The 24294-nt window shown below is 49.6% G+C and carries 2 protein-coding genes (1 of these 2 cut by a window edge); one reads left to right on the top strand and one right to left on the bottom strand.

What is annotated here, in order from left to right; genetic code table 11:
• The first annotated feature begins 58 nt into the window (after positions 1–58).
• Positions 59–23788 carry a non-ribosomal peptide synthetase gene (locus BN1546_RS10905; protein WP_090739145.1) on the top strand — a complete coding sequence of 7910 codons (23730 nt, stop codon included), beginning with the start codon at positions 59–61 and terminating at the stop codon, positions 23786–23788.
• A gap of 115 nt (positions 23789–23903) precedes the next feature.
• Here BN1546_RS10905 and BN1546_RS10900 read toward each other — a convergent pair whose 3' ends face one another.
• Positions 23904–24294, bottom strand: the end of a protein-coding gene (locus tag BN1546_RS10900) for an alpha/beta hydrolase (protein WP_058710658.1). It continues 644 nt past the right edge of the window; 391 of the gene's 1035 nt are visible here — the last part of the coding sequence; the start codon falls outside the window, past its right edge — the gene reads right to left on this strand; its stop codon occupies positions 23904–23906.

The following is a 24294-nucleotide window of genomic DNA, read 5'->3' as shown; positions in this document are numbered from 1 at the left end:
TCCTGACTGCCAAGGTGCAGCGGGAGGATTTCACATCACGGAAATAGGAGTGAATGAGATGAATGACATGCAGTTATATGATTTAACGAATGCGCAAAAGCGTATATGGTATACCGAATTACTCTATCCGGATACATCTGTGTCACAGCTATCTGGTACAGCCAAGATGAAGGGTCATATTCATATCGCTGCCTTCATGCAGTCTATCAATTTGATTATCAAACAGTATGATGCGTTCCGCATTCGTATTACCTCAGTGGATGGAGTACCTAAGCAGTATGTCGTTCCTTATGAAGAGAGACAGTTGGAGTGTCTGGATCTTACCCACATCGAAAGCATTTCCGAGGTCGAAGCCTTGCTTGAGCAGCACAAAAGCAAACCTTTGCCATTATTGGACTCTGAACTCTTCCAGTTTTTAATTGTAAAGATTAGTGAGGAAGAATATTGGATTAATATCAAAATGCACCATATCATTTCTGACGGGATTTCTATGGTGGTCTATGGCAATCAACTGGTAGCCTTTTATATGGATTTAATTCAAGGAAATGAACCTAAGCTGAGCGATGATTGCTCTTATATTGAATATATTGCAGATGAGAACGCCTATGAGCTTTCTGATAGATACCAGAAGGATAAAGCGTACTGGCTGGACAAATTTTCTGATTTGCCTGAACTGACAGGTTGGAAATCATATAATCCGTTATCGCTAAGTACCCAAGCTGTTCGGGAGCATTTTACTGTGCCAGAGGCGCTATATCGTGAGCTACAGGCATTTTGCCAGCAAAACAGGATTTCTCTGTTCCAATTCTTCATGGGTGCGATGTATATCTACATACACAAAGTGACGAATCAGCCGGATGTGGTGATCGGCACCTCGTTCGCTAACCGGGGGAACAAGAAAGAGAAGCAAAAGATCGGTATGTTTGTCAGCACGGCCGCAGCCAGAACATATGTTGACAAGGATGTAGAGGTGTTGAGCTTCCTGCAGGACGTAGCTAGGGATCAAATGTCAGTCTTGCGGCATCAGAAATATCCGTACAATCAGTTAATTCAGGATCTTAGAGAAATGCACGGCAACAAGGATATTCAGCGGCTTTTTGGTGTTTCCATGGAATACCGCCTTATCAACTGGGTCGATTTGGATGACGTGCGCATTTTGACGGATTATGATTTTTGCGGCGATGAAGTGAATGATTTTGTGCTTCATATCGTGGAGATCTTGGATGAAGGCGAGCTGGTACTGGATGTCGATTATCGGACGAAGCTGTTTGAGCGCAGTGAAGTAACGGACATGGTGTCCCAGCTGCTTACGATCGCCGAGCAGATCATTCATACACCGCAGCTTTCCATCGCAGAGGTAAACCTATTGGGAGAAGCAGAAGAGCAATCCATTCTGGCTCTTTCAGAAGGTGATGTAGTGGATTACCCGCGTGAGAAAACGATTCATGGCTTATTCGAGGAACAAGCCGAGCGCACGCCGGACCACGTAGCTGTTCAGATGGGCGAGCAGAGTATTACATACCTAGCTCTAAACGAGCAGGCTAATCAGCTTGCGAGATATTTACGCACTGAAGGCGTGGGTGCAGATGTACTCGTGGGGATTATGGCTGATCGTTCCCTAGAGATGGTCATCGGCATGTTGGCGGTTTTGAAGGCAGGAGGGGCCTATGTGCCAATTGATCCTGACTATCCTGAAGAACGTATTCGTTACATGCTAGAGGATTCAGGAGTCCGCTTATTGCTCACCCAAAGCCATCTATGGGAGAGTACCACGTTTGACGGGAAGCTTGTGAGTTTGGACGAAGCCGCAACGTATACAGGAGATGCTTCCAATCTGGAGAGCATTTCGGGACCAAGTCATTTGGCCTATGTTATCTACACATCGGGTACAACTGGCAAGCCAAAGGGAACGCTGATCGAGCATAAAAATGTAGTTCGTCTGCTCTTTAATGATAACAATTTATTTGATTTCAGTTCCCAGGATACATGGACGCTATTCCATTCGTTCTGCTTTGATTTCTCTGTATGGGAGATGTATGGAGCTCTTCTTTACGGAGGAAAACTGGTAATTGTCCCAGCCCTTACAGCCAAGAGCCCGGCAGCTTTCCTGGAGCTGTTGAAAGACAATCAAGTTACTATTTTGAATCAAACGCCGACCTATTTTTATCAGGTGATACAAGAAGAGTTAGCACACTCATCCACAGAGCTTAGTCTTAGAAAAATTATTTTTGGCGGAGAGGCCTTGAGTCCGTCTCTTCTGAAAAACTGGCGGGTAAAGTATCCTGGTGTGCAACTGATTAATATGTACGGAATCACGGAAACGACGGTCCATGTCACTTACAAGGAAATCACTGAACATGAGATCGAAGCGGGCAAAAGCAATATTGGTAGAACCATTCCAACGCTTAGCGCTTATATTTTTGATGAACACAGACGCCTGCAGCCTGTCGGAGTTCCAGGGGAGCTATACATCGCCGGGGACGGTCTGGCCCGTGGGTATTTGAACCGACCAGATTTGACGGCTGAAAAATTTGTAGAACATCCGTATCGGGTGGGTGAACGCTTGTATCGAACCGGGGACCTGGCTCGCTGGTTGCCTGACGGCAATATTGAATATTTGGGCCGGATCGACCATCAGGTTAAAATTCGCGGCTACCGGATTGAGCTGGGCGAGGTCGAAGCCCAAATTCTCAAGGCTCCGAACGTACGGGAAACGATTGTCCTCGCGCGGGACGACGAACAGGGACAAAAATTGCTGTGCGCCTACTATGTAGCCTCCAGCGATCTTTCGCCAGGGGAATTGCGGTCTCAGCTGGCAACGGAATTACCAGCTTACATGATTCCCACTTATTTTGTCCGGCTGGAGCAAATGCCGCTTACACCTAACGGCAAGCTGGATCGCCGTGCGTTGCCGGCTCCTGAGGGTAGCGTACAATCCGGCGAGGATTATCTGGCTCCAAGAACTGCAGTGGAAGCACAGCTGGTGCTCATCTGGCAGGATATCCTGGGAGTTGCCCGCGTGGGCGTCCGCGATAATTTCTTTGAGATCGGTGGTCACTCTTTGCGGGCGACATTGCTCGTTACGCGGATTCGCAAAGAGCTGGGATGCAGCATTTCGCTGCGTGAAGTATTCCAGTCGCCTACGGTTGAATCTCTGGCGCGACTGGTGAAAGAACGCATTCCAACCGTGTACGAGTCTATTCCACAGGCTGAGAAAAGCGAAGCATACCCAGTGTCCTCAGCGCAAAAGCGGTTATACGTGCTGAGACAGATGGACGGGGGAGAGCTCAGCTACAATATGCCGGGGGCCTTCACCGTGGACGGACCGTTGGATCGCGTGCGGCTGGAGTCTGCGTTCAAAGCACTGATCCAGCGTCATGAATCGCTGAGAACCGGCTTTTATATGCAGGATGGAGAGCTTGTTCAACGTGTGCATAAGAATGTTCCGTTTGCGTTGGACTACACAGAGGCGTCGGTGGAGGAAACGGATACGCTCATTCACAGCTTTACCCGTGCCTTTGATCTGAGTCAGGCTCCATTATTGCGTGTTGGCTTAGTGAAGCTGCAGGAGGAGCGTCATCTGTTGCTGTTTGATATGCATCATATCATTTCAGATGGTGTTTCCATTCAAATACTGGTGGAGGAACTCACGCAATTGTATCAAGGAGAACACCTACCAGAACTGCATATTCAATATAAGGATTATGCGGTATGGCAACGGGAACAGTCTGAGAGAGAGTGGCAAGACCTTGAAGCGTATTGGCTGCAAGCCTTTGAAGGAGAGTTGCCGGTATTGGAGTTGCCTACCGACTTCCAGCGCCCTTCGGTTCGGAGTTTCGAGGGAAGCCGAATTGATTTTACATTGGACGAGTCTGGCAATAAGGCGATACAAGAGCTTGCATCCCGTACAGGTACTACACTGTATATGGTATTGCTGGCGGCTTATTCGGTGCTGCTGCACAAATATACGGGGCAGAAGGACATCGTCGTAGGATCTCCAGTAGCCGGCAGACCACGGGCGGAGCTTGAGGGCATCATTGGGATGTTTGTCAATACACTGGCCTTGCGCAGTTACCCGGCAGGAGAGAAAACCTTTCAGGATTATCTTCTGGAAGTCAAGGAAACAGCACTCAAGGCGTTCGAGCATCAGGATTACCCTTTTGAAAAATTGGTCGAAAAACTGGGCGTAGGACGTGATGTGAGCCGCAATCCGATCTTTGACACCCTGTTGGTATTACAAAATACGGAGCAAGAAGAGCAGGACATGGATGGAGTGCACTTTACTCCTTACCCAATGGACACCGTCACAGCCAAGTTTGATTTGTCCCTTAATGTAGAGGAGAAGGGTGCTGAACTAGCCTTTGGCCTTGAGTATAGTACGGCTTTGTATCGGCGGGAAACTGTAGAGCGATTGGCAACGCACTTGCTTCGGGTTCTGCATGCAGTCGCGGCTAATCCTCAGTTGCAACTGGCCGAGATTGAGATGATCACACCAGAGGAGAAAGTACAGATCATTGAAGTATTCAACGCGACAGCTACTCCTTATCCAAGGGATAAGACTATTCATGAGTTGTTCGCTGAACAAGTCAAGCGTACGCCGGAGCAGACGGCACTGGTATTCGGCGATGTCCGATTAACGTACCTTGAATTGGAAGATAAGGCACGCCGATTGGCCCAAACACTGCGTCGTTTGGGGACACTAAGGGAGCAACCAGTGGCTATTATGGGCGGACGGAGTATCGAGATGGTGGTTGGTATGCTCGCAGTGCTTCAGGCTGGTGGGGCCTATGTGCCGATCGATCCTGATTACCCGGAAGATCGGGTTCGTTATATGCTCGAAGATTCCGATGCCAAGCTACTACTGGTACAAAAGGGCGAGCTTATAAATGTAGACTACGGTCTACCGATTGTTGACCTCAGCAGTGCAGAGGCTTATGCGTCTGAGCCTGTCCAAGCTGAGGAGGTAGTTCAGGGACCAGAGGGACTCGCTTATGTTATCTATACATCGGGTACGACAGGTAGACCGAAGGGCGTTATGGTTGAACACCGGAACGTGGTCCGTCTGGTCAAAGAAACCAATTATGTGGAACTAAACGAATCCACGCGAATTTTGCAGACAGGAGCCGTGGCCTTCGATGCCTCGACCTTTGAGATATGGGGGGCATTGCTTAACGGCGGACAGCTTTATTTTGTGGAGAACGATGACATCCTGATTGCCGATCGGCTCAAAGCAGCTATTGCCAAGTACGGGATTACAACCATGTGGCTTACTTCACCGCTTTTTAATCAGCTTTCACTGCAGGATGAATACCTGTTCAGAGGACTGAAAGCATTGCTGGTAGGTGGTGACGTACTGTCCATATCTCATATAAACCGTGTCATCGAGGCTAATCCTGATCTTGTCCCTATCAATGGCTATGGTCCGACAGAGAATACGACCTTCTCCACCACCTACAAGATTCCGGGTCGTGTTGAAGGGGGCGTGCCGATTGGTCGCCCGATTAGTAACTCGACCGCTTATGTAGTCAATGAATCGCTGCAATTACAGCCCATTGGTGCTTGGGGCGAGCTGATTGTCGGCGGTGAAGGTGTAGCTCGCGGATATCTCAATCGTCCTGACCTCACAGCAGAAAAATTTGTCCCTAGTCCTGTTAAGGAAGGGGAACGCTGCTACCGAACTGGTGATTTGGTTCGCTGGCTTCCAGATGGGAACCTGGAGTTTAAGGGAAGAATTGATGAGCAGGTCAAAATACGCGGTTACCGTATCGAACTCCCCGAAATCGAGGCTCAATTAGCCAAGGTGGAGTCAGTAGTTGAAGCCGTAGTCGTCGTTCGTGCAGATGAGCTTGGAGAGAAGCAGCTTTGCGCTTATTATGTGGCGGACCGTGCGCTCACGGCAGGCGAAGTACGCCTTGCCCTATCGCAGGTACTTCCGGGCTATATGATGCCATCCTACTTTATCCAGATGGATCGTATGCCATTAACATCAAACGGAAAAGTAGACCGCAGGTCTCTGCCAGCTCCGCAAGTAGGTGCGCATACAGGACGGAAGTATACAGCTCCTCGTACACCGGCTGAAGAAGCTTTGGCGTCTGTCTGGCAAGGGGTGCTGGGTGCTGAACAGGTGGGTATCCATGACAATTTCTTTGAATTGGGCGGAGATTCCATCAAGGCCATTCAGGTGTCGTCACGGTTACTGCAGGCTGGCTATCGGTTAGAGATGAAGCAACTGTTCAAATCCCCAACCATTGCCGAGCTAGGTGCAGAAATACAAACGGCTGTGCATATGGCTGAACAGGGAGTTGTGCGTGGAGCGGCTCGCTTGACTCCAGTCCAGCAGTGGTTCTTTGGGCGGAATCAGGCAGAGCCTCATCACTTTAATCAAGCGGTCATGCTGTATCGTGAACAGGGATTTGAGGAAAAGGCTTTGCATCATGTGCTGAGAAAATTGGCCGAGCACCATGACGCCCTTCGTATGGTTTTCCGTCAGACCGAGCATGGCTACGAGGCTTGGAACCGTGATCTTGAAGAAGGAGAGCTGTATAGTCTGTTCACTGCTGATTTACGGAACGAATCCAATCCAGTTGCAGCCATTACAACGCTGTCGGACGACATCCAGCGCAGCATCAATCTGGCAGAAGGTCCGCTGATGAAGTTAGGGCTTTTCCATTGTCAGGATGGCGACCACCTGCTGATTGTGATCCACCATTTGGTGGTGGACGGAGTATCCTGGCGGATTTTGTTTGAGGATATCGCAGCAGGCTATGAGCAGGTGATTCAAGGACAAGCACTGACATTCCCGCAGAAGACGGATTCCTTCCGTGACTGGGGAGATGCCCTTGCCCGTTATTCGGAAAGCCCAGAAATCGAGATTCATCGGGCGTATTGGAGAGAACTGGGGGATCAACCGCTCGAGCAGTTGCCGAAGGATGAGGCTGTGGAAAGCCTTTTACTGAAGGATAGCGAAATGGTGACAGCAGAGTGGACTGTGGAAGAAACCGATCAACTGTTGAGAAAAGCCCATCGTGCTTACCAAACGGAGACGAACGATCTGCTATTGGCCGCTCTGGGCATGGCGGTATCCAAGTGGTCTGGCATTGGCAAGATTGCTGTGAATCTTGAAGGGCATGGTCGTGAACCGATTGTGCCGAATATCGATATTACCCGTACTGTCGGCTGGTTTACAAGTCAGTACCCAGTCATTTTAGACTTGGGAAATAATACTGAATTGTCAGCCTTGATCAAGTCTGTGAAAGAGGGGCTACGCCGTATTCCGAATAAAGGTATCGGGTATGGGTTGCTCAAAACGATGGCCAGTCAGGAGGACGCAGACAGTTTCAACTTGCAGCCTGAGATTTCTTTTAACTATCTGGGGCAGTTTGATCAGGATTTGCAAGGAAGCTCGTTGCAGGTTTCTCCTTATCCAACCGGAAGCGCGCAAAGCTTGCTGGGAGAGTCAGCCTATACGCTAGATATCAATGGTATGGTGACAGACGGAGCCTTGACTCTGACGATGAGTTATAACGGAAAACAGTATAAGTCATCCACAATGAAACAGCTCGCTGGATATATCGAAGAAAGCCTACGGCTGCTGCTTCAGCATTGTGTAACCCAGGAAAGAACTGTATTGACGCCAAGTGACGTGCTTGCCAAGGGACTGAGTATTGCTGATCTGGAGGAGCTTTCTAAGCAGACCAATCACATAGGCGATATTGAGAATGTATACAGTCTGACGCCGATGCAGAAGGGCATGCTGTTTCATGATATGTTCGAGCCGCATACAGGGGCTTATTTTGAACAGGCCGCCTTTGACTTTAAGGGTAGCTTTGATCCGACCGCTTTCGGACACAGTCTGGATGCAGTGGTGGAGCGCCATGCTATCCTGCGTACGAACTTCTACAGCGGATGGGGCGGTGAGCCTTTACAGGTTGTATTCCGGCATAGAGGCGCCAAATTGGTGTATGAAGACGTGCGTGAGATGGATGCATCGCAGCGTGAAGCTTACCTGAAGACATTTGCGGCTAAGGATAAAGCGCAGGGCTTCAACCTGGCTGAAGATGAGCTTCTACGTGTATCGATTCTGCACACAGATGAAGAGAGCTTCCGTCTCTTGTGGAGCTTTCACCACATCGTCATGGATGGGTGGTGTGTTCCATTAATTACACAGGAGGTGTTTGAACACTATTTTGCCCTCCTGGAAGGAAGAGAACCTCAGCTGGCAGAGGTTCAGCCGTATAGCCGGTATATTGAATGGCTGGAACAGCAGGATGAAGCAGCTGCGGCCGACTATTGGAGCCGATATCTGGCCAGTTACGAACAACAGACGCTTTTACCTCAAGTCGATGGAGCAGCTAAAGGAGAAGGTTATGTAGCAGAGAAGCTGAATTATCCTGTCAGCAGGGAATTGACTGAACGCCTGGAAAAGGTGGCCAGAGATGCTCATGTTACGATGAATATATTGCTGCAGTCTATCTGGGGCGTTGCGCTTCAACGCTATAACGGTAGTCGGGATGTTGTATACGGAAGTGTGGTATCAGGCAGACCAGCTGAAATCCCAGGTATTGACCGGATGATCGGTCTGTTCATTAATACCATTCCAGTTCGTGTGAAGACGGAAGAAAATCTCCCCTTCACAGTTCTGATGAAGCAACAGCAGGAGCAGTATATGGCTTCTCATATGTACGATACCTACCCGTTGTTTGAAATCCAGGCTCAGACGGACCAAAAGCAGGATCTCATCTCTCATATTATGGTATTTGAGAACTATCCTGTGGAAGAGGAAGTAGAACGTCTGGGAGGTGGCGAGGCTGCCTTTGAGATTGAGGAAGCGGAGCTTCTTGAACAAACGAATTACGATTTTAACTTAATTGTTCTACCGGGCAAAGAGATGAGATTGTTGTTCCAATACAATGCGCTCGTCTATGATCCAGCCACGATCGAACAAATCAAGGGCCACTTGTTCCACCTGATGGAACAAATTGTGGAGAATCCTGCAATTTCCGTGGATGCTCTGGAATTGGTTACACCACAGGAGAGAGAGCAGATTCTGAACGTATGGGGAGACACGGGGGCCAGTTCCAAACACCGTACTACGTTTCACGGGCTGTTGGAGGAGCAGGCAGGTCGAACGCCGGACGCCACGGCCATTGTATTTGAGAACGAGGTACTGACCTACGCCGAGCTGAACGCAAAAGCCAATGGATTGGCGAGAAGACTGCGCGCTGAAGGAATCAAGACGGGAGACCTGGTGGGGCTGATTGTTGAACGGTCAACGGATATGATCGTTGGGATGTACGGCATTATGAAAGCCGGGGGCGCCTACGTTCCTATTGATCCAGAGTATCCGAAAGAGCGGATCAACTACATGCTTGAGGATTCGGGGACGAAGATGATTCTTGCACAAGCTCATCTGCTGGAGCATAGAGGCTGGACGGGGAATGTCCTGTTGCTGGATGAACCGTCGACCTATGATGCCGACACTTCGAATTTGAAGGATACGGCCGACCCTGATGATTTGGCTTACGTGATCTATACCTCAGGCACGACAGGTCAGCCTAAGGGCGTATTAGTGGAACACCGGGGACTACAAAATCTGTCGGACGTATACCGCGGACTCTTCGAAGTTACACCGCAGGATCGGATTGTTCAGTTTGCAAGCCTGTCGTTCGATGCATCGGTTTCGGAAATTTTAACGACATTGAGCCACGGAGCTACTCTGTGTATTCCTTCTACACAAGAGATTTTGGATCATGCTCTGTTCGAGCAGTTCATGAACGATAAGGGGATTACGGTAGCGACTTTGCCACCAGCCTACGCTATCCATCTCGAGCCAGAGCGTCTGCCGACACTGCGATGCCTGCTAACAGCTGGGTCAGCCACATCGGTCGAATTGATCGAAAAGTGGAGAAAGCATGTACAATACTTCAATGCATATGGTCCAACTGAGGACTCCGTATGCACTACCATATGGAATGCCCAGAACAGTAAAGAAACCGTAGGAATCGTATCCATTGGACAACCAATTGCCAACCATCGTGTGTATATCTTGGATGGCCATTTCAGATTGCTGCCTGTCGGCGTAGCTGGAGAACTGTGCATTTCGGGTATCGGGTTAGCACGGGGGTACCATAACCGCCCTGAGTTAATGGATGAGAAATTTGTGGACAATCCGTATGCTCCAGGAGAGCGTATGTATCGGACAGGCGACCTGGTTCGCTGGTTACCGAATGGAACCATCGAGTACTTGGGTCGAATAGATCATCAAGTCAAAATTCGTGGCTATCGGATCGAGCTGGGCGAGGTCGAAGCATACATGCTCAGAGTGCCGTCCGTTCAGGAAGTCGTGGCCTTGGCTGTGGAGGGCGATGATGGCTACAAGGATCTAGTCGCTTACTTCGTAGCTGCTCAGAAGCTTGAGGTATCCGAGCTCCGGGCAGTTCTGTCGGAGATGTTGCCTGGATTTATGATCCCTTCTCGCTTCATACAACTGGAGGACATGCCTCTAACGTCGAACGGAAAAATAGATCGAAAAGCGCTGCAAGGCGAGCGTGGATGGGCAGTGACTTCATCTGAGGCTCCAAAGACACCTGTAGAAATCCAATTAGCCGAAATCTGGCAAGAGGTGCTGGGTGTAGAGAGCGCGGGAGTAAAGGATAATTTCTTCCATTTTGGAGGCCATTCACTGCGTGCAGCTTTGCTAGTCTCACGAATTCGTAAGGAGATGAATCGCGAGATTAGTCTAAGAGAAGTGTTCGAGTCGCCTACCATTGAAGGATTGGCTCGGGCCATTGAAGGCTATACACCGCTGGATTTCGAAGAAATTCCTACAGTCGAAGCACGCGAGCACTATCCATTGTCCTCAGCCCAAAAACGGCTGTTTATCCTTAGTCAGCTGGAAGGTGGAGAGCTGAGCTACAATATGCCAGGTATCCTTACGGTTGAGGGAGACCTGAATCGGGAACGGCTGGAGCAGGCATTCCGTCGTCTGATTCGTCGTCATGGTTCACTGCGCACCCGTTTTGTGACCGTTAACGGTGAACCTGTACAGCAAATCCTACCGGATGTTCCGTTTACGGTGGAATATGCGGAGTTGAGCGAGTCAGAGGCAGAAGCTACCCTTCAGCAATTTGTCCGTCCTTTCGATCTTGGTGAAGCTCCATTGCTGCGGGTGGGTCTGATTCGTATTGCACATGAGCGCCATTTACTATTGTTTGACATGCATCATATTGTCTCAGATGGGGTTTCTATGAATATTCTCATAGAGGAGTTTCTCCGTTTCTACCAAGAAGAGGACGTATTGCCTGCGCTACAAATCCAGTACGCAGATTATGCGGTATGGCAGCAAGAGCAGCTCGGAAGAGAGCGTCTCAAAGCCCAGGAAGCTTACTGGCTGGATGCATTCCGCGGAAGCTTGCCAGTGCTGGATTTGCCAGTGGACGAAGTTCGTCCTGCGGTACGAAGCTTTGCGGGAGATCGGATTGACTTCCAGATTGATGCTTCTCTGAGCGCTTCACTTCAGGAGCTGGCTACCCGAACAGGTTCTACGCTGTTCATGGTGCTGCTGGCAGCCTATACGACGCTCTTGCATAAGTACACGGGTCAGGAAGATGTCATTGTCGGTTCACCAGTGGCGGGAAGATCCCATGCCACACTCGAAGGTCTCATCGGTATGTTCGTAGGCACAGTGGCACTGCGTACTTATCCAGAGGGCGAAAAGTCCTTCGAGGCTTACTTGCAGGAAGTGAAGGAAACAGCCCTGCGGGCCTATGAAAACCAGGATTATCCGTTCGAGGAGCTGGTAGAGAAGCTGCAGCTTCAGCGTGACCTGAGTCGCAACCCACTATTTGATACCATGTTTGTTCTGCAAAATATCGAGCAGGGAGAACAAGAAATCGAGGGATTGCGTTTCACTCCTTACGATCATGTACATCCTGCTGCCAAGTTTGACCTCACACTGACGGTGAGCGAAGCGGATGGGACATTGAACTGCACGCTGGAATACGCGACTGCAATCTACAAGCGGGAGACCGCTGAGCGGATGGCAGCCCACTTTGTACAGCTTATTCAGGAAGCTATCGCCAATCCGGGAATGTCGTTGTCATCCCTGGATATCGTGACACCGCAGGAAAAATCGATGTTGATGAAAGATGCGGACGAAGCCAAAGCAGATTATCCTCGTGACAAAACGATTCATGCACTGTTCGAGGAACAGGCTGTTCGTAATCCGGATGCAATAGCAGTCGTATGTGAAGAGGCAACCCTGTCTTATAGCGAGCTGAATGAGCGGGCCAACGGACTTGCCAGAACACTGCGCGAGCGTGGTCTGCAACCAGATGGTCTGGTTGGAATCATGGCGGAACGTTCCCTTGAAATGGTCGTTGGGATTTTAGCCATTTTGAAGGCGGGCGGAGCTTATGTCCCTGTGGACCCTGAATATCCAGAGGATCGCGTTCGCTTTATGCTTGAGGATTCGGGAGCTAAGCTTCTGCTGACACAAGCACATCTGGAGACACGTGTCTCCTTTACCGGGGACGTCATCAATCTGGATGAGCCGGCTTCCTACAAGGAAGATGTCTCAAATCTGGAGCCTGCAGCTGGACCGAATCATCTTGCCTACGTCATCTACACATCGGGTACGACAGGCAAGCCTAAGGGAACACTGATCGAGCATAAAAATGTAGTCCGCTTGCTCTTTAATGATAAAAATATGTTTGACTTCGGTTCTCAGGATACGTGGACGCTGTTCCATTCGTTCTGTTTCGACTTCTCTGTATGGGAAATGTACGGGGCATTGCTGAACGGAGGTCGTCTGGTCATCGTTCCGTCGTTGACCGCGAAGAGCCCTGAGCGTTTCCTGCAATTGCTTAAGGATCAGAAGGTTACCGTGTTGAACCAGACGCCAACATACTTCTACCAGTTGCTACAGGAAGAACTTAGTCATCGCGCGGCAGAGTTGAGCCTCCGCATGATTATCTTTGGTGGAGAGGCATTAAGCCCGGCCTTGCTCAAGGACTGGAGAGCGAAATATCCGCAAGTGCAGCTCATCAACATGTATGGCATCACGGAAACGACCGTGCATGTGACCTATAAGGAAATTACAGAACTGGAAATTGAGCAGGGTCGCAGTAATATCGGTATCCCGATTCCGACACTACGTGCGTACATTCTGGATGAACAACGCCGTCCACAACCGATTGGCATTCCGGGTGAACTCTACGTTGCGGGCGAAGGGCTGGCGCGTGGCTACCTAAATAGACCGGAATTGACGGAAGAGAAGTTTGTAGCTCATCCGTTTGAAGCGGGCGAGCGTATGTACCGCTCAGGTGACTTGGCACGCTGGTTGCCGGATGGCAGCATGGAGTATCTCGGGCGGATTGACCATCAGGTTAAAATTCGGGGTTACCGCATTGAGCTGGGCGAAGTGGAGGCGAAGCTGCTCCATGCTCCGTCTGTAAGGGAGGCCGTTGTGCTTGCCCGAGAGGATGGAAGTAGACAAAAAGTGCTGGTCGGCTATTTCACTGCGGATCAGATGCTGACGGTAGGCGAATTGAGAAAAGCCTTGGCTGCTGAACTGCCGGCTTATATGATTCCATCTTACTTTATGCAATTGGAACAGATGCCGTTGACGCCAAATGGCAAGCTGGATCGCAAAGCGCTTCCGGCTCCAGAGGCCAATGTGCAGACTGGAGCGGTGTATGAAGCGCCGAGGAACGCAGCTGAGGAAGCTTTGGCTTCCGTATGGCAAGGTGTGCTGGGAGCACAGCAGATCGGTATCCATGATCATTTCTTCGATCTGGGCGGTGACTCTATTAAGGCGATTCAGGTATCCTCCAGATTGTTCCAGTCCGGATATAAATTAGAGATGAAGGATCTCTTCAAATATCCGACCATTGCCGAGCTAAGCCCGTATCTTCAGGTAGCCGGACGCACAGCAGAGCAAGGTGAGATCAAGGGTGCAGCGGAGTTAATGCCAATTCAGCGTTGGTTCTTTGAACGCCACACAGCAGAGCCGCATCATTACAATCATGCTGTCATGCTCCATCGGAAAGACGGCTTTGATGAGGCTGCACTCCGGTTGACAATAGACCAAATTGCGATCCATCATGACGCGCTTCGTATGGTTTTCCGACCTACAGAAGCGGGATACACGGCTTGGAATCGGGGAGTTGACGAAGGTGAACTCTACACATTGGACATCGCCGATATGCGGCAGGCAGATGACGAGGTAGCTGCTGTTCAAGCCCAGGCCGATGCCATTCAGGCGAGCTTCCACTTGGAAGACGGCCCGCTGTTCAAGCTAGGCTTGTTCCATTGTAAGGATGGCGATCATTTGTTGATTGTCATTCATCACCTCTTGGTTGACGGCGTGTCCTGGCGCATCCTGTTTGAGGACATTGCAACAGGATACGAGCAGGCGTTGAACGGACAAGCGATTGTTCTTCCGCAAAAGACTGATTCGTATCTTGTATGGTCCGAGCAAGCGGCGAAGTATGCAGCAGGCCCTGCTCTGGACAAGGAACGTTCATACTGGCAGCAGATTGAGGAGACGGTTCTGACTCCACTGCCAAAGGATCAGGATCAGGAGCCGGGCACCATTCGGGATACCGAGTCGGTTACGGTAACTTGGTCTACTGAAGAAACCGACCTGCTGTTGCGACAAGCAAACCGGGCTTATCATACGGAGACGAATGATTTGCTCTTGACTGCTCTGGGAGCAGCTATTCAGCGTTGGACAGGCATGGAGCAGGTTCTGGTTAACCTTGAAGGGCATGGCCGGGAAATGATCATACCAGATCTGGATATTACCCGTACCGTGGGCTGGTTCACAACTCAGTACCCTGTTCTGCTGAACCTGCAAGATGGGCAGAAAGTATCTACCCGGATCAAGCGCATCAAGGAGAATTTGCGTGAGGTTCCGCACAAAGGTATCGGCTACGGTCTGCTGAAATATATGGCACCGGAAAAAGACACTCGATTCAGCGTAGAACCAGAAGTTTCCTTCAACTACCTTGGACAGTTTGACCAGGATTTGGAGGGGAATGCTCTTAGCTTGTCTACACATTCAGTCGGTAAGGCGCTCAGCGATCACACACCACAGCAATATGCTCTGGATGTGAATGGCATGGTTGCCGAAGGACAGCTATCACTGACGATTACGTATAGCAATAGGCAGTACCGTAAGGAGACGGTAAGCCATTTTGCTGAATTATTACAGTCAAGCCTTAGCGAGGTTATCCGGCATTGTGTGGCTCAGGAGCGTGTACAGCTTACTCCAAGTGATGTTCTGTTCCAAGGTCTGACCCTGGAGCAGCTTGATCGACTCACAGCCCAGACGGCCCATATTGGAGAGATTGAGGATGTGTACAAGCTAACGGCAATGCAGAAGGGCATGCTCTTCCACAGCTTGCTGGAGCCGGACTCCTCTTCCTACTTTGAGCAGGCAACGTTTGAGCTACGTGGCAGCTTCGATGTAGATACCTTCTTCGAGAGCTTCCAGGCTTTGGCGCAACGACATGCCATACTGCGTACCGGTTTTTACAACAATATTACTGATGTACCGCTGCAAGTTGTCTTTAAGCAACGGCCTATCCCTCTGAACTACGTAGATTTGCGTGCCGCTACGTTGGAGGAGCAAGAAGCCCAGATTCAGGCTTACACTACTGAAGATATGGCTAAGGGATTCAGCTTGTCAGAAGATCCGCTGATGCGAGTGAGTGTCTTGCAAAAAGAACAAAGCCACCTTGTATTGTGGAGCTTCCATCATATTGTCATGGACGGCTGGTGCATCCCGATTATTACACAGGAGCTGTTCGATTATTATTCTGCCCTGCGTCAGCAAGTACAGCCTGTACTGCTGCCGGCTCAGCCCTACAGCCGTTATATTGAATGGCTTGATGCACAGGACGATCAAGAGGCTTCAACATATTGGAGTCAATATCTCGAAGACTATGACGGCAATACGGTATTGCCAGAAGCTAAAACGAAATCTCAAGCTAAAGAAGAGGGCTACGTTCTGAATGAGCATGTTCTCCATTTGGGTACAGCCTTGACCCGCAAAATGGACGTTGTCGCGAAGCGCAATCATGTGACGGTCAACACACTCATGCAGACAGCCTGGGGACTGATTCTCCAGCGTTACAATGCCAGCTCGGATGTAGTTTTCGGCGGTGTTGTATCGGGTAGACCTGCTGAGATTGCAGGGATCGAGAATATGGTGGGTCTGTTTATTAACACAGTACCTATCCGTGTACAGTCATCCAAAGACGAGGCCTTCGTCGAGGTGATGAAACGTACACAGGCACATTCGTTGGCTGGTCGTGCCTACGACACTTATCCGCTGTATGAGATTCAGGGGAAAACAACTCAAAAGCAAGACCTGATTTCTCATATTATGATCTTTGAGAATTATCCGCTCGACGAACAGGTAGAACAGTCGGGTAACCACACAGAGGACAATCTCGAAGTCGCCAACTTCGCCATGTTTGAGCAAACCAACTATGACTTTAACCTGGTTGTCATTCCAGGCGAGGACATTAAGGTCTGCATTCGCTACAATGCTTCGGTCTACGAGCAAGAAAGCATTGCGCGAATCGGAGGACATTTGTTGCAAATGCTCGATCAGGTAGCTACTCGTCCGCAAGCAACGATACAGGAGCTGGAGATTGTAACAACAGAGGAACGGACGAACCTGCTCGACTGGGGTGGCAAGGCTCATGTCTATCCAAGTGATCAGGGTCTGCACACCTTGTTTGAAGAACAGGTTGCCCGTACGCCGGATAAGATCGCGGCAATAAGCGGTGACATCCAGATCACGTATCGGGAGCTGAACGAGCGGGCAAACAGACTGGCTTCGACCTTGATAGCCCAAGGACTGCGGAGCGAACAAGTAGTGGGTCTATTGGCGGATCGATCAGTGGAACTGCTGGTTGCCATTATGGGCGTGCTCAAAGCGGGCGGAGCCTATGTACCGATTGATCCTGAATATCCGCAGGAGCGGATACAGTATATTCTGAAGGACTCTGGCGCTGAGATTCTGCTCACACAGAGCCACCTGACGAAGCTAGCTTCCTTTGAGGGAATGGTTATGGAATTGGATTCTCCGCACATCTACGGAACTGGAGTGAATAATCCTAATATTCCTGTGAGAGGAAACGATTTGGTGTATTTAATCTATACTTCGGGTACAACAGGAAATCCGAAGGGAACCATGATTAACCATAAAGGAATCGTGAACTACATCTGGTGGGCCAATAAAGTCTATTGTGCAGGGCAACCAACGGACTTCCCGCTGTATTCATCCATTTCGTTTGACTTGACGATGACATCAATGTTTACTCCGTTAATAAACGGAGGAATAGTGCGGATTTATGATGGTATAGATAAAGCGGAGGTTGTTCAGCATATTATGCGCGAAAATGCGGTCGATATTCTCAAGCTGACGCCGACACATCTCAGTCTCATAAAAGACATGACCATTCCAGCGGAAAGTCGCATTCAGCAGCTCATTGTGGGTGGAGAGAATCTGACCACGCATTTGTCAAAAACGATTACCGACCTCTTTGGCGGCAACATCAAGATTTACAATGAATACGGTCCAACCGAAACCGTCGTCGGCTGCATGATTCACCTGTACGATCCTGCGAAGGATACACGGGAATCCGTACCGATTGGATTGCCGTCCGATAACATATACATTCATATCTTGGATGAACAGCTTCGTCTCGTACCGTTAGGTGTGGAGGGCGAAATGTACATCGCCGGGGACGGAGTAGCCCGTGGATACCTGAACCGTCCAGATCTTACCGCCGAAAAATTCATTAGGAATCCGTTTGCCGCGGAAGGAAATATGTATCGGACCGGAGATTTAGCTCGTCGCCTTCCTAATGGAGACATTGAGTACATTGGGCGTATTGACCATCAAGTCAAAATCCGGGGCTATCGTATTGAGCTTGGTGAGATTGAGGCCAAGTTGCTGGAAATACCACTTGTCGAGGAAGCTCTCGTTGTTGCGTGGGCAGATGCCAATGGACAGAAGTCTCTATGTGCTTACTTTGTAGCGGATCGGGAAATGTCTGTCAGCGAGCTGAGAAATGAACTGTCTGCTGAACTGCCTGCATATATGATTCCGTCTTACTTTGTCCAAATGGACGTAATGCCTTTGACACCGAATGGCAAGCTGGATCGCAAGGCACTGCCTGAACCAAACGTGGGTGTGAAGGCAGGAACTGCCTTTGCTGCTCCGCGGACGGATGTGGAGAACATTTTGGCTTCGATTTGGCAAGGTGTGCTCGGCGTGCCGCTTGTTGGCATACATGATAATTTCTTTGAACTTGGAGGCGACTCGATCAAATCGATTCAGGTTTCATCAAGACTTCTCCACGCAGGCTACAAACTGGAAATGAAGAATTTGTTCAGCTATCCAACAATTGCGGAACTGGCTCAGCGCGTTAGCGCAGTCAGCCGAATTGCAGATCAGCGCGAGGTACACGGAACGGTAAAACTGGGACCTGCCCAGCGCAGATTTTTCGAAGAGCAGTCAACGGATCTTCATCACTTTAATCAGTCGGTTATGCTGTACCGACGTGAAGGCTTTAATACCGATGCGCTCGCCAAGGTTATTCAAAAAATTGCAGAGCACCATGATGCGCTGCGACTGGTGTTCCGCCAAGGAGAGCACGGAGTAGAAGCCTGGAACCGTAGCTTGGGCGAAGGTGAGCTGTATAGCCTCCAAATCCACGATTTGCGGGATGAAAAAGATCCGGCTTTGGCAATAGAAGCAGGTGCAGAAGCCATTCAGCGCAGCATCTCTCTGGAGGATGGACCTCTCTTTAGACTAGGTCTGTTCCGCTGTACGGAAGGCGAACATTTGTTGATCGTTATTCATCACTTGGCTGTGGATGGCGTATCCTGGCGTATTCTCTTTGAGGACCTACAGGAAGGCTACGAGCAGGCAGCACGTGGAGAAGCGGTCAAACTTCCACAGAAGACGGATTCGTACCGTGCATGGGTTGATGGAATCACGCAATACGCCAACAGCCCGGCGGCTGAACAAGAACGCAGCTTTTGGGCTGAGGTGGAAGGAGAGGGATTTGCCCTTCTTCCAAAAGACAAGGTGGACGGCGCTCTTCTTATAAAAGACAGCGAGGCTGTTACGGTAACATGGTCGGCAGAAGAGACAGAGCAGTTCTTGAAAGAGGCGAATCGCACTTACAATACGGAAGTTAACGATCTGCTCTTGACGGCCCTCGGTATGGCAGTTCAAGAGTGGACAGGGATCGAACGTGTAGGCATCCTGCTGGAAGGACATGGACGGGAGCCTGTAGTACCAGAATTGGATATCACTCGCACGATAGGCTGGTTTACAAGTCAGTATCCTGTCGCCCTTGAGATGGGAGGCGAAATGGAGATCGGCGCCAGAATCAAGCGTATTAAGGAAGATCTGCGTCGTATCCCGAACAAAGGTGTAGGATATGGTATTTTGAAATATTTGAGCGACGTATCGGTTGGCTCCTCCTTCTCGGCAGAACCGGAGATTATCTTCAACTACCTGGGGCAGTTTGACCAGGATCTTGCAGAGGGAACGATGGAGGTATCACCTTACTCGGCAGGATCTGAGGTCAGTGAGCAGATGGTGCAGCATCAGGCATTGAACATCAATGGGCTGATTACCGAAGGACAGCTTCAGCTTTCGGTCAGCTATAACCATCAGCAGTTCCATGCAGATTCGGTAGAGAAGTTTGTCGGTATCCTGAAGGAGCGTCTCAGTGAAGTTATTGGGCACTGTGTGCGCAAGGAAAGAACCGAACTTACACCAAGCGATGTACTCCTCAAAGATATCAGCTTGGAGGAAATCGAGGAGCTGGAAGAGCAGACACGGCACATCGGTAGCATTGAAAATATGTATAAACTGACACCAATGCAAAAGGGAATGTTGTTCCACAGCTTGCTGGAGCCTCATTCAGAGGTCTACTTTGAGCAGGCCACATTTGAAATTCAGGGAGTGTTCTATCCTGAGGATTTCAAACGCAGCTTACAGCATCTGATGAAACGGCATGCCATATTGAGAACGAATTTCCATGCCGGATGGGGCGATTTCCCCATACAGATTGTGTTCAAAGAAAGAGCATGCGATTTCGTATACGAGGATTTGCATGAGCTGGAATCCAGTGAAATAGAAGCGCGTCTTGTAGCTTACATTGCCCAAGACAAAGCAAGAGGCTTTGATCTTGCGAACGAAGCCTTGCTGCGTGTTGCTATTCTACGTACTGCAAAAGAGCATTACCATCTGTTGTGGAGCTCTCATCACATCATTTTGGATGGCTGGTGTATGCCGCTTGTACTTCAGGAAGTGTTTGAAACATACGGAGCTCTACGTGAGCAAAAGGAACCTAAGCTTCCTGCAGCAGCATCGTACAGCCAGTACATTCAATGGTTGGAGAAACAAGGCGAGGAAGAGGCATCCTCTTACTGGAGAGGATATCTGGAAGGCTACGAGCAGCAGACGAAGCTGCCACATGCTATTACACAGCCATCGGCCAAAGCAGAAGCCTATTTGTCAGAGAAGCTGGTATTCACGTTGGATGCGGAATTGACCGAGCGCCTGGAACAAGTGGCCAAGCAGCACCAGGTGACGATGAACACACTGATGCAAGCAGCCTGGGGAATCGTGTTGCAACGCTATAATAGAAGCCAGGATGTCGTCTTCGGAAGTGTGGTATCAGGCAGACCTGCCGAGATTCCGGGTATCGAAAGCATGATCGGTCTCTTCATTAATACAGTTCCAGTTCGGGTTCAGGCCGAGGGAAGCGAATCGTTCTCGCATGTAATGAAGAGACAGCAGGAATTATATTTGGCAGGACATGCTTATGATTCCTATCCGCTCTATGAGATTCAAGCACAGAGTGAGCAAAAGCAAGATTTAATTTCCCATATTATGGTATTTGAAAATTACCCGGTAGAAGAGCACCTGGAAGAGAAAATTGCCAATGATGAGGCTGAATACAAAATTATGGATGTTCAAATGTTTGAACAGACGAATTATGACTTTAACCTCATTGTGCTGCCGGGACGTAGTCTAGAGTTCTTGTATCGTTATAATGCTCGTGTCTATGACCGGGAGAGCGTGGAACGGATTCAAGGACACTTGACGAAAATTCTGACAAGCGTATCTGTACAACCTGCTATCCGTATTGATGAGCTGGAGCTGATTACGCCAGAAGAGAAATCACAAATTATAGAGGTATGGGGAGACACAGCAGCTCCTTATCCGCGTGAGAAGACCCTTCACGGTATATTTGAGGAAAAAGCTGCGCTCACACCGGATCATACAGCACTTATTTTCGGCGAAACGGAGCTTACCTACGGAGAACTTCATCAGCAGGCCAACCGCCTCGCACGTACGCTGCGTGCGCAAGGGGTCAGACCAGATCAGCCAGTCGGCATCATGGTCGAGCGTTCGCTTGAGATGATCATAGGCATCCATGCCATTCTAAAAGCGGGCGGCGCTTATGTTCCGATTGATCCGGAATTCCCTGAGGATCGTATTCGCCACATGCTGGAGGATTCGGGAGCGAAGCTGCTGCTGACGAAGAGCCATCTCACAGATCGTTTCCCATTCACTGGCACGATCCTGGCACTGGATGATCCGCAGGCGTATCATGCGGATGACTCCAATCTGGAGCCAATTGCAGGGCCAGAGCATCTGGCGTATATCATTTACACGTCGGGTTCAACCGGCAAGCCGAAAGGTGTAATGATTGAGCATCGCTCCGCCGTCCATACACTGAGCCAGTTGGAAGCTGAATATCCGATGTTGGCAGGTGATCGATTCCTGCTCAAAACGACATTCACCTTTGACTTCTCCGTGCCAGAGCTGTTCTGCTGGTTCTTTGGACAGGGGACGCTTGTGATCCTGCCGCAGGGCGTGGACAAAGACCCGGTGGCACTGCTGGAGGCTGTGGATACGAACCGAATCACGCATCTTAATTTGGTACCTTCGATGCTCAGCGTGCTCGTTCAATATTTGAAAGAAAGCAGTACCCAAGGATTCCTTACTCTGAAATATCTGTTTGCCTGCGGCGAGACGCTGCCTGCCAAGCTTGTGGAAGAGTACTATAAAGTATCGCCTTATGCAGTACTGGAAAACATCTACGGTCCTACGGAAGCGGCCGTATATGCGATTCGATATACAACGAGTCCTGAGACTGCTGCTCTAACGCATGTGCCTATCGGCAAACCGTACGCTAACGTCCAAGTATGGATGATGGATAGCGCTGCTCAGTTATCACCAGTAGGTGTGCCGGGGGAACTCTGCATTGCAGGTGAAGGGGTAGCGAGAGGGTACTTCAACCAGCCGGACCTGACGGCAGAGAAGTTCATTCCTCATCCATACAAGCCAGGAGAACGGATTTACCGAACAGGCGATTTGGCCCGGTGGTTGCCAGACGGGAATATTGAGTATTTGGGACGGATCGATCACCAGGTAAAAATCCGCGGTTACCGCATTGAGCTGGGAGAAGTGGAAGCACAAATCCTGAAGGTGCCGTCGGTGCAGGAGGCAGTTGTTCTAGCACTGGCTGACTCCAGCGGAAGTACTCAGCTTTGCGCATACTTTGTGGCCGAGGAAGGGCTCGCAGCGGGCGTCCTACGCGAGGCACTGGCCAGCGAGCTGCCAAGCTACATGATTCCGTCTGCTTTCATACAGCTGGGACAAATGCCACTGAATCCGAATGGCAAATTGGATCGCAAAGCGCTACCAGCACCGGAAACCCTTCTGCGGAGCACAGCCGAGTATATCGCGCCGCGTACGCAGACAGAAGTAGAGCTTGCTAAGATTTGGTCCGAGGTGCTCGGCGTACAGGAAATCGGGATCAGGGATCAATTCTTCGAACTTGGCGGCCATTCCCTGAAAGTATTGGGCTTGATCCAAAGGATCTCGTCCGGTATGGGTGTTCATCTCCCACTTCAAGCCGTGTTTAATCTGCCGACTGTGGAAGAGATGGCACATGAAATTTTCAAGCTACAGGCAACAACTGCTGCGGATGAACAAGAAATGGAAATTATCCGCTTCCCAGGAAAAGGAGCGCTTAAAGTGTTTTGCTTCCCTCCTCGGGTAGGCCACTCTCTGGGGTACTATGAGATGGCCAAGGAGCTGGAAGGACTTTGCGAGGTGTACGGGATGGAATTTATCGGCGATCGTTACCAGGGTCAAGATATGCTGGATCGATATATCGATGCCATCGTGGATATTCAAGCAGAGGGTCCATATGTATTCCTGGGATACTCACTTGGAGGAAATCTGGCCTTCGAGGTAGCTAAAGCCATGGAAATGCGAGGGTACCATGTTGGCGACATTATTATGGTAGATGCTATGAGAAAGATGTCCAAGGATGAATCGACACCAGAGGAGCTTGAGGAGATTGTCGAGACAGTGCTGGACAGCATTAGAGAGCAGTACAAAGCATTCCTCGCAGATCCAGCGGACAGGGAGCGAGTCATGGAAAAAATGCTAGTTTACTCCACCTACCGCGATGAACTTATTAACGCAGGTGAAGTTCATGCAAATATCCATGCTCTGATTGCAGAGGATGATAGTATTGGACCGGATACATCATTAGATAAATTGTTATGGCAACAGGCAACACTTGGCCAATACAAAGAATACGAAGTCATCGGAACGCATGATGTGCTGCTTGATTCCGGTTTTGTCGGGGAAAATGCTAAAGTACTGAGACAAATACTTGGTAAAATTGCAGAAGCCTCATCTAAAAACAAGCCTATTTTGTCCTAAGATCAAACAACGAGAATAGTAGTGAGCAGCAAAGACGCCCGGGTTCCTTTATATAGGAGGGACCCGGGCGTCTTTTTTATTTTATGAAATCCTCAACATGCAGAGAGTAGTGCCTCTAATGATCAGTGTTTGTTTTAGCAACGGTTGACCGAGAATAATGGATATTGGAGATGAGCTCACGGATGACTTGAATGACAAGCTCTGGTTGATCATGAATAATCATATGCTCGCTCTTCTTGGCAACAATAAATTTACTATTGGTAGAGATATTGAGCATCTCGCGTTGCCCAATTTGCCAGCTTTGTTCGATCTGATCATTTCCACGCTTGCTAATACCAAACTGAGTCAAATCTTGCTGAATGCCTCGGGCTATCACACGCACAGGGAGGTTACCCAAATGCTGGCCGCGTATGGCATCTTCGGTAGTGCTCGCCAGATCACCCTCCTCGGCAACAGAGCGGAAGTACTTAGGGGAAGCAACAATATTCACAAAAGATTTTCTATCT

Origin of the sequence: Paenibacillus sp. Mc5Re-14, from assembly GCF_001049835.1 — a bacterium.
In the GTDB taxonomy this organism is placed as follows: domain Bacteria; phylum Bacillota; class Bacilli; order Paenibacillales; family Paenibacillaceae; genus Paenibacillus; species Paenibacillus polymyxa_C.
This window is presented reverse-complemented; position numbering and strand designations above follow the sequence as displayed.

What these genes read in the sequence shown, in the direction of transcription:
- BN1546_RS10905 (WP_090739145.1), top strand. Translation starts at nt 59, where the DNA reads ATGAATGACATGCAGTTATATGATTTAACGAATGCGCAAAAGCGTATA.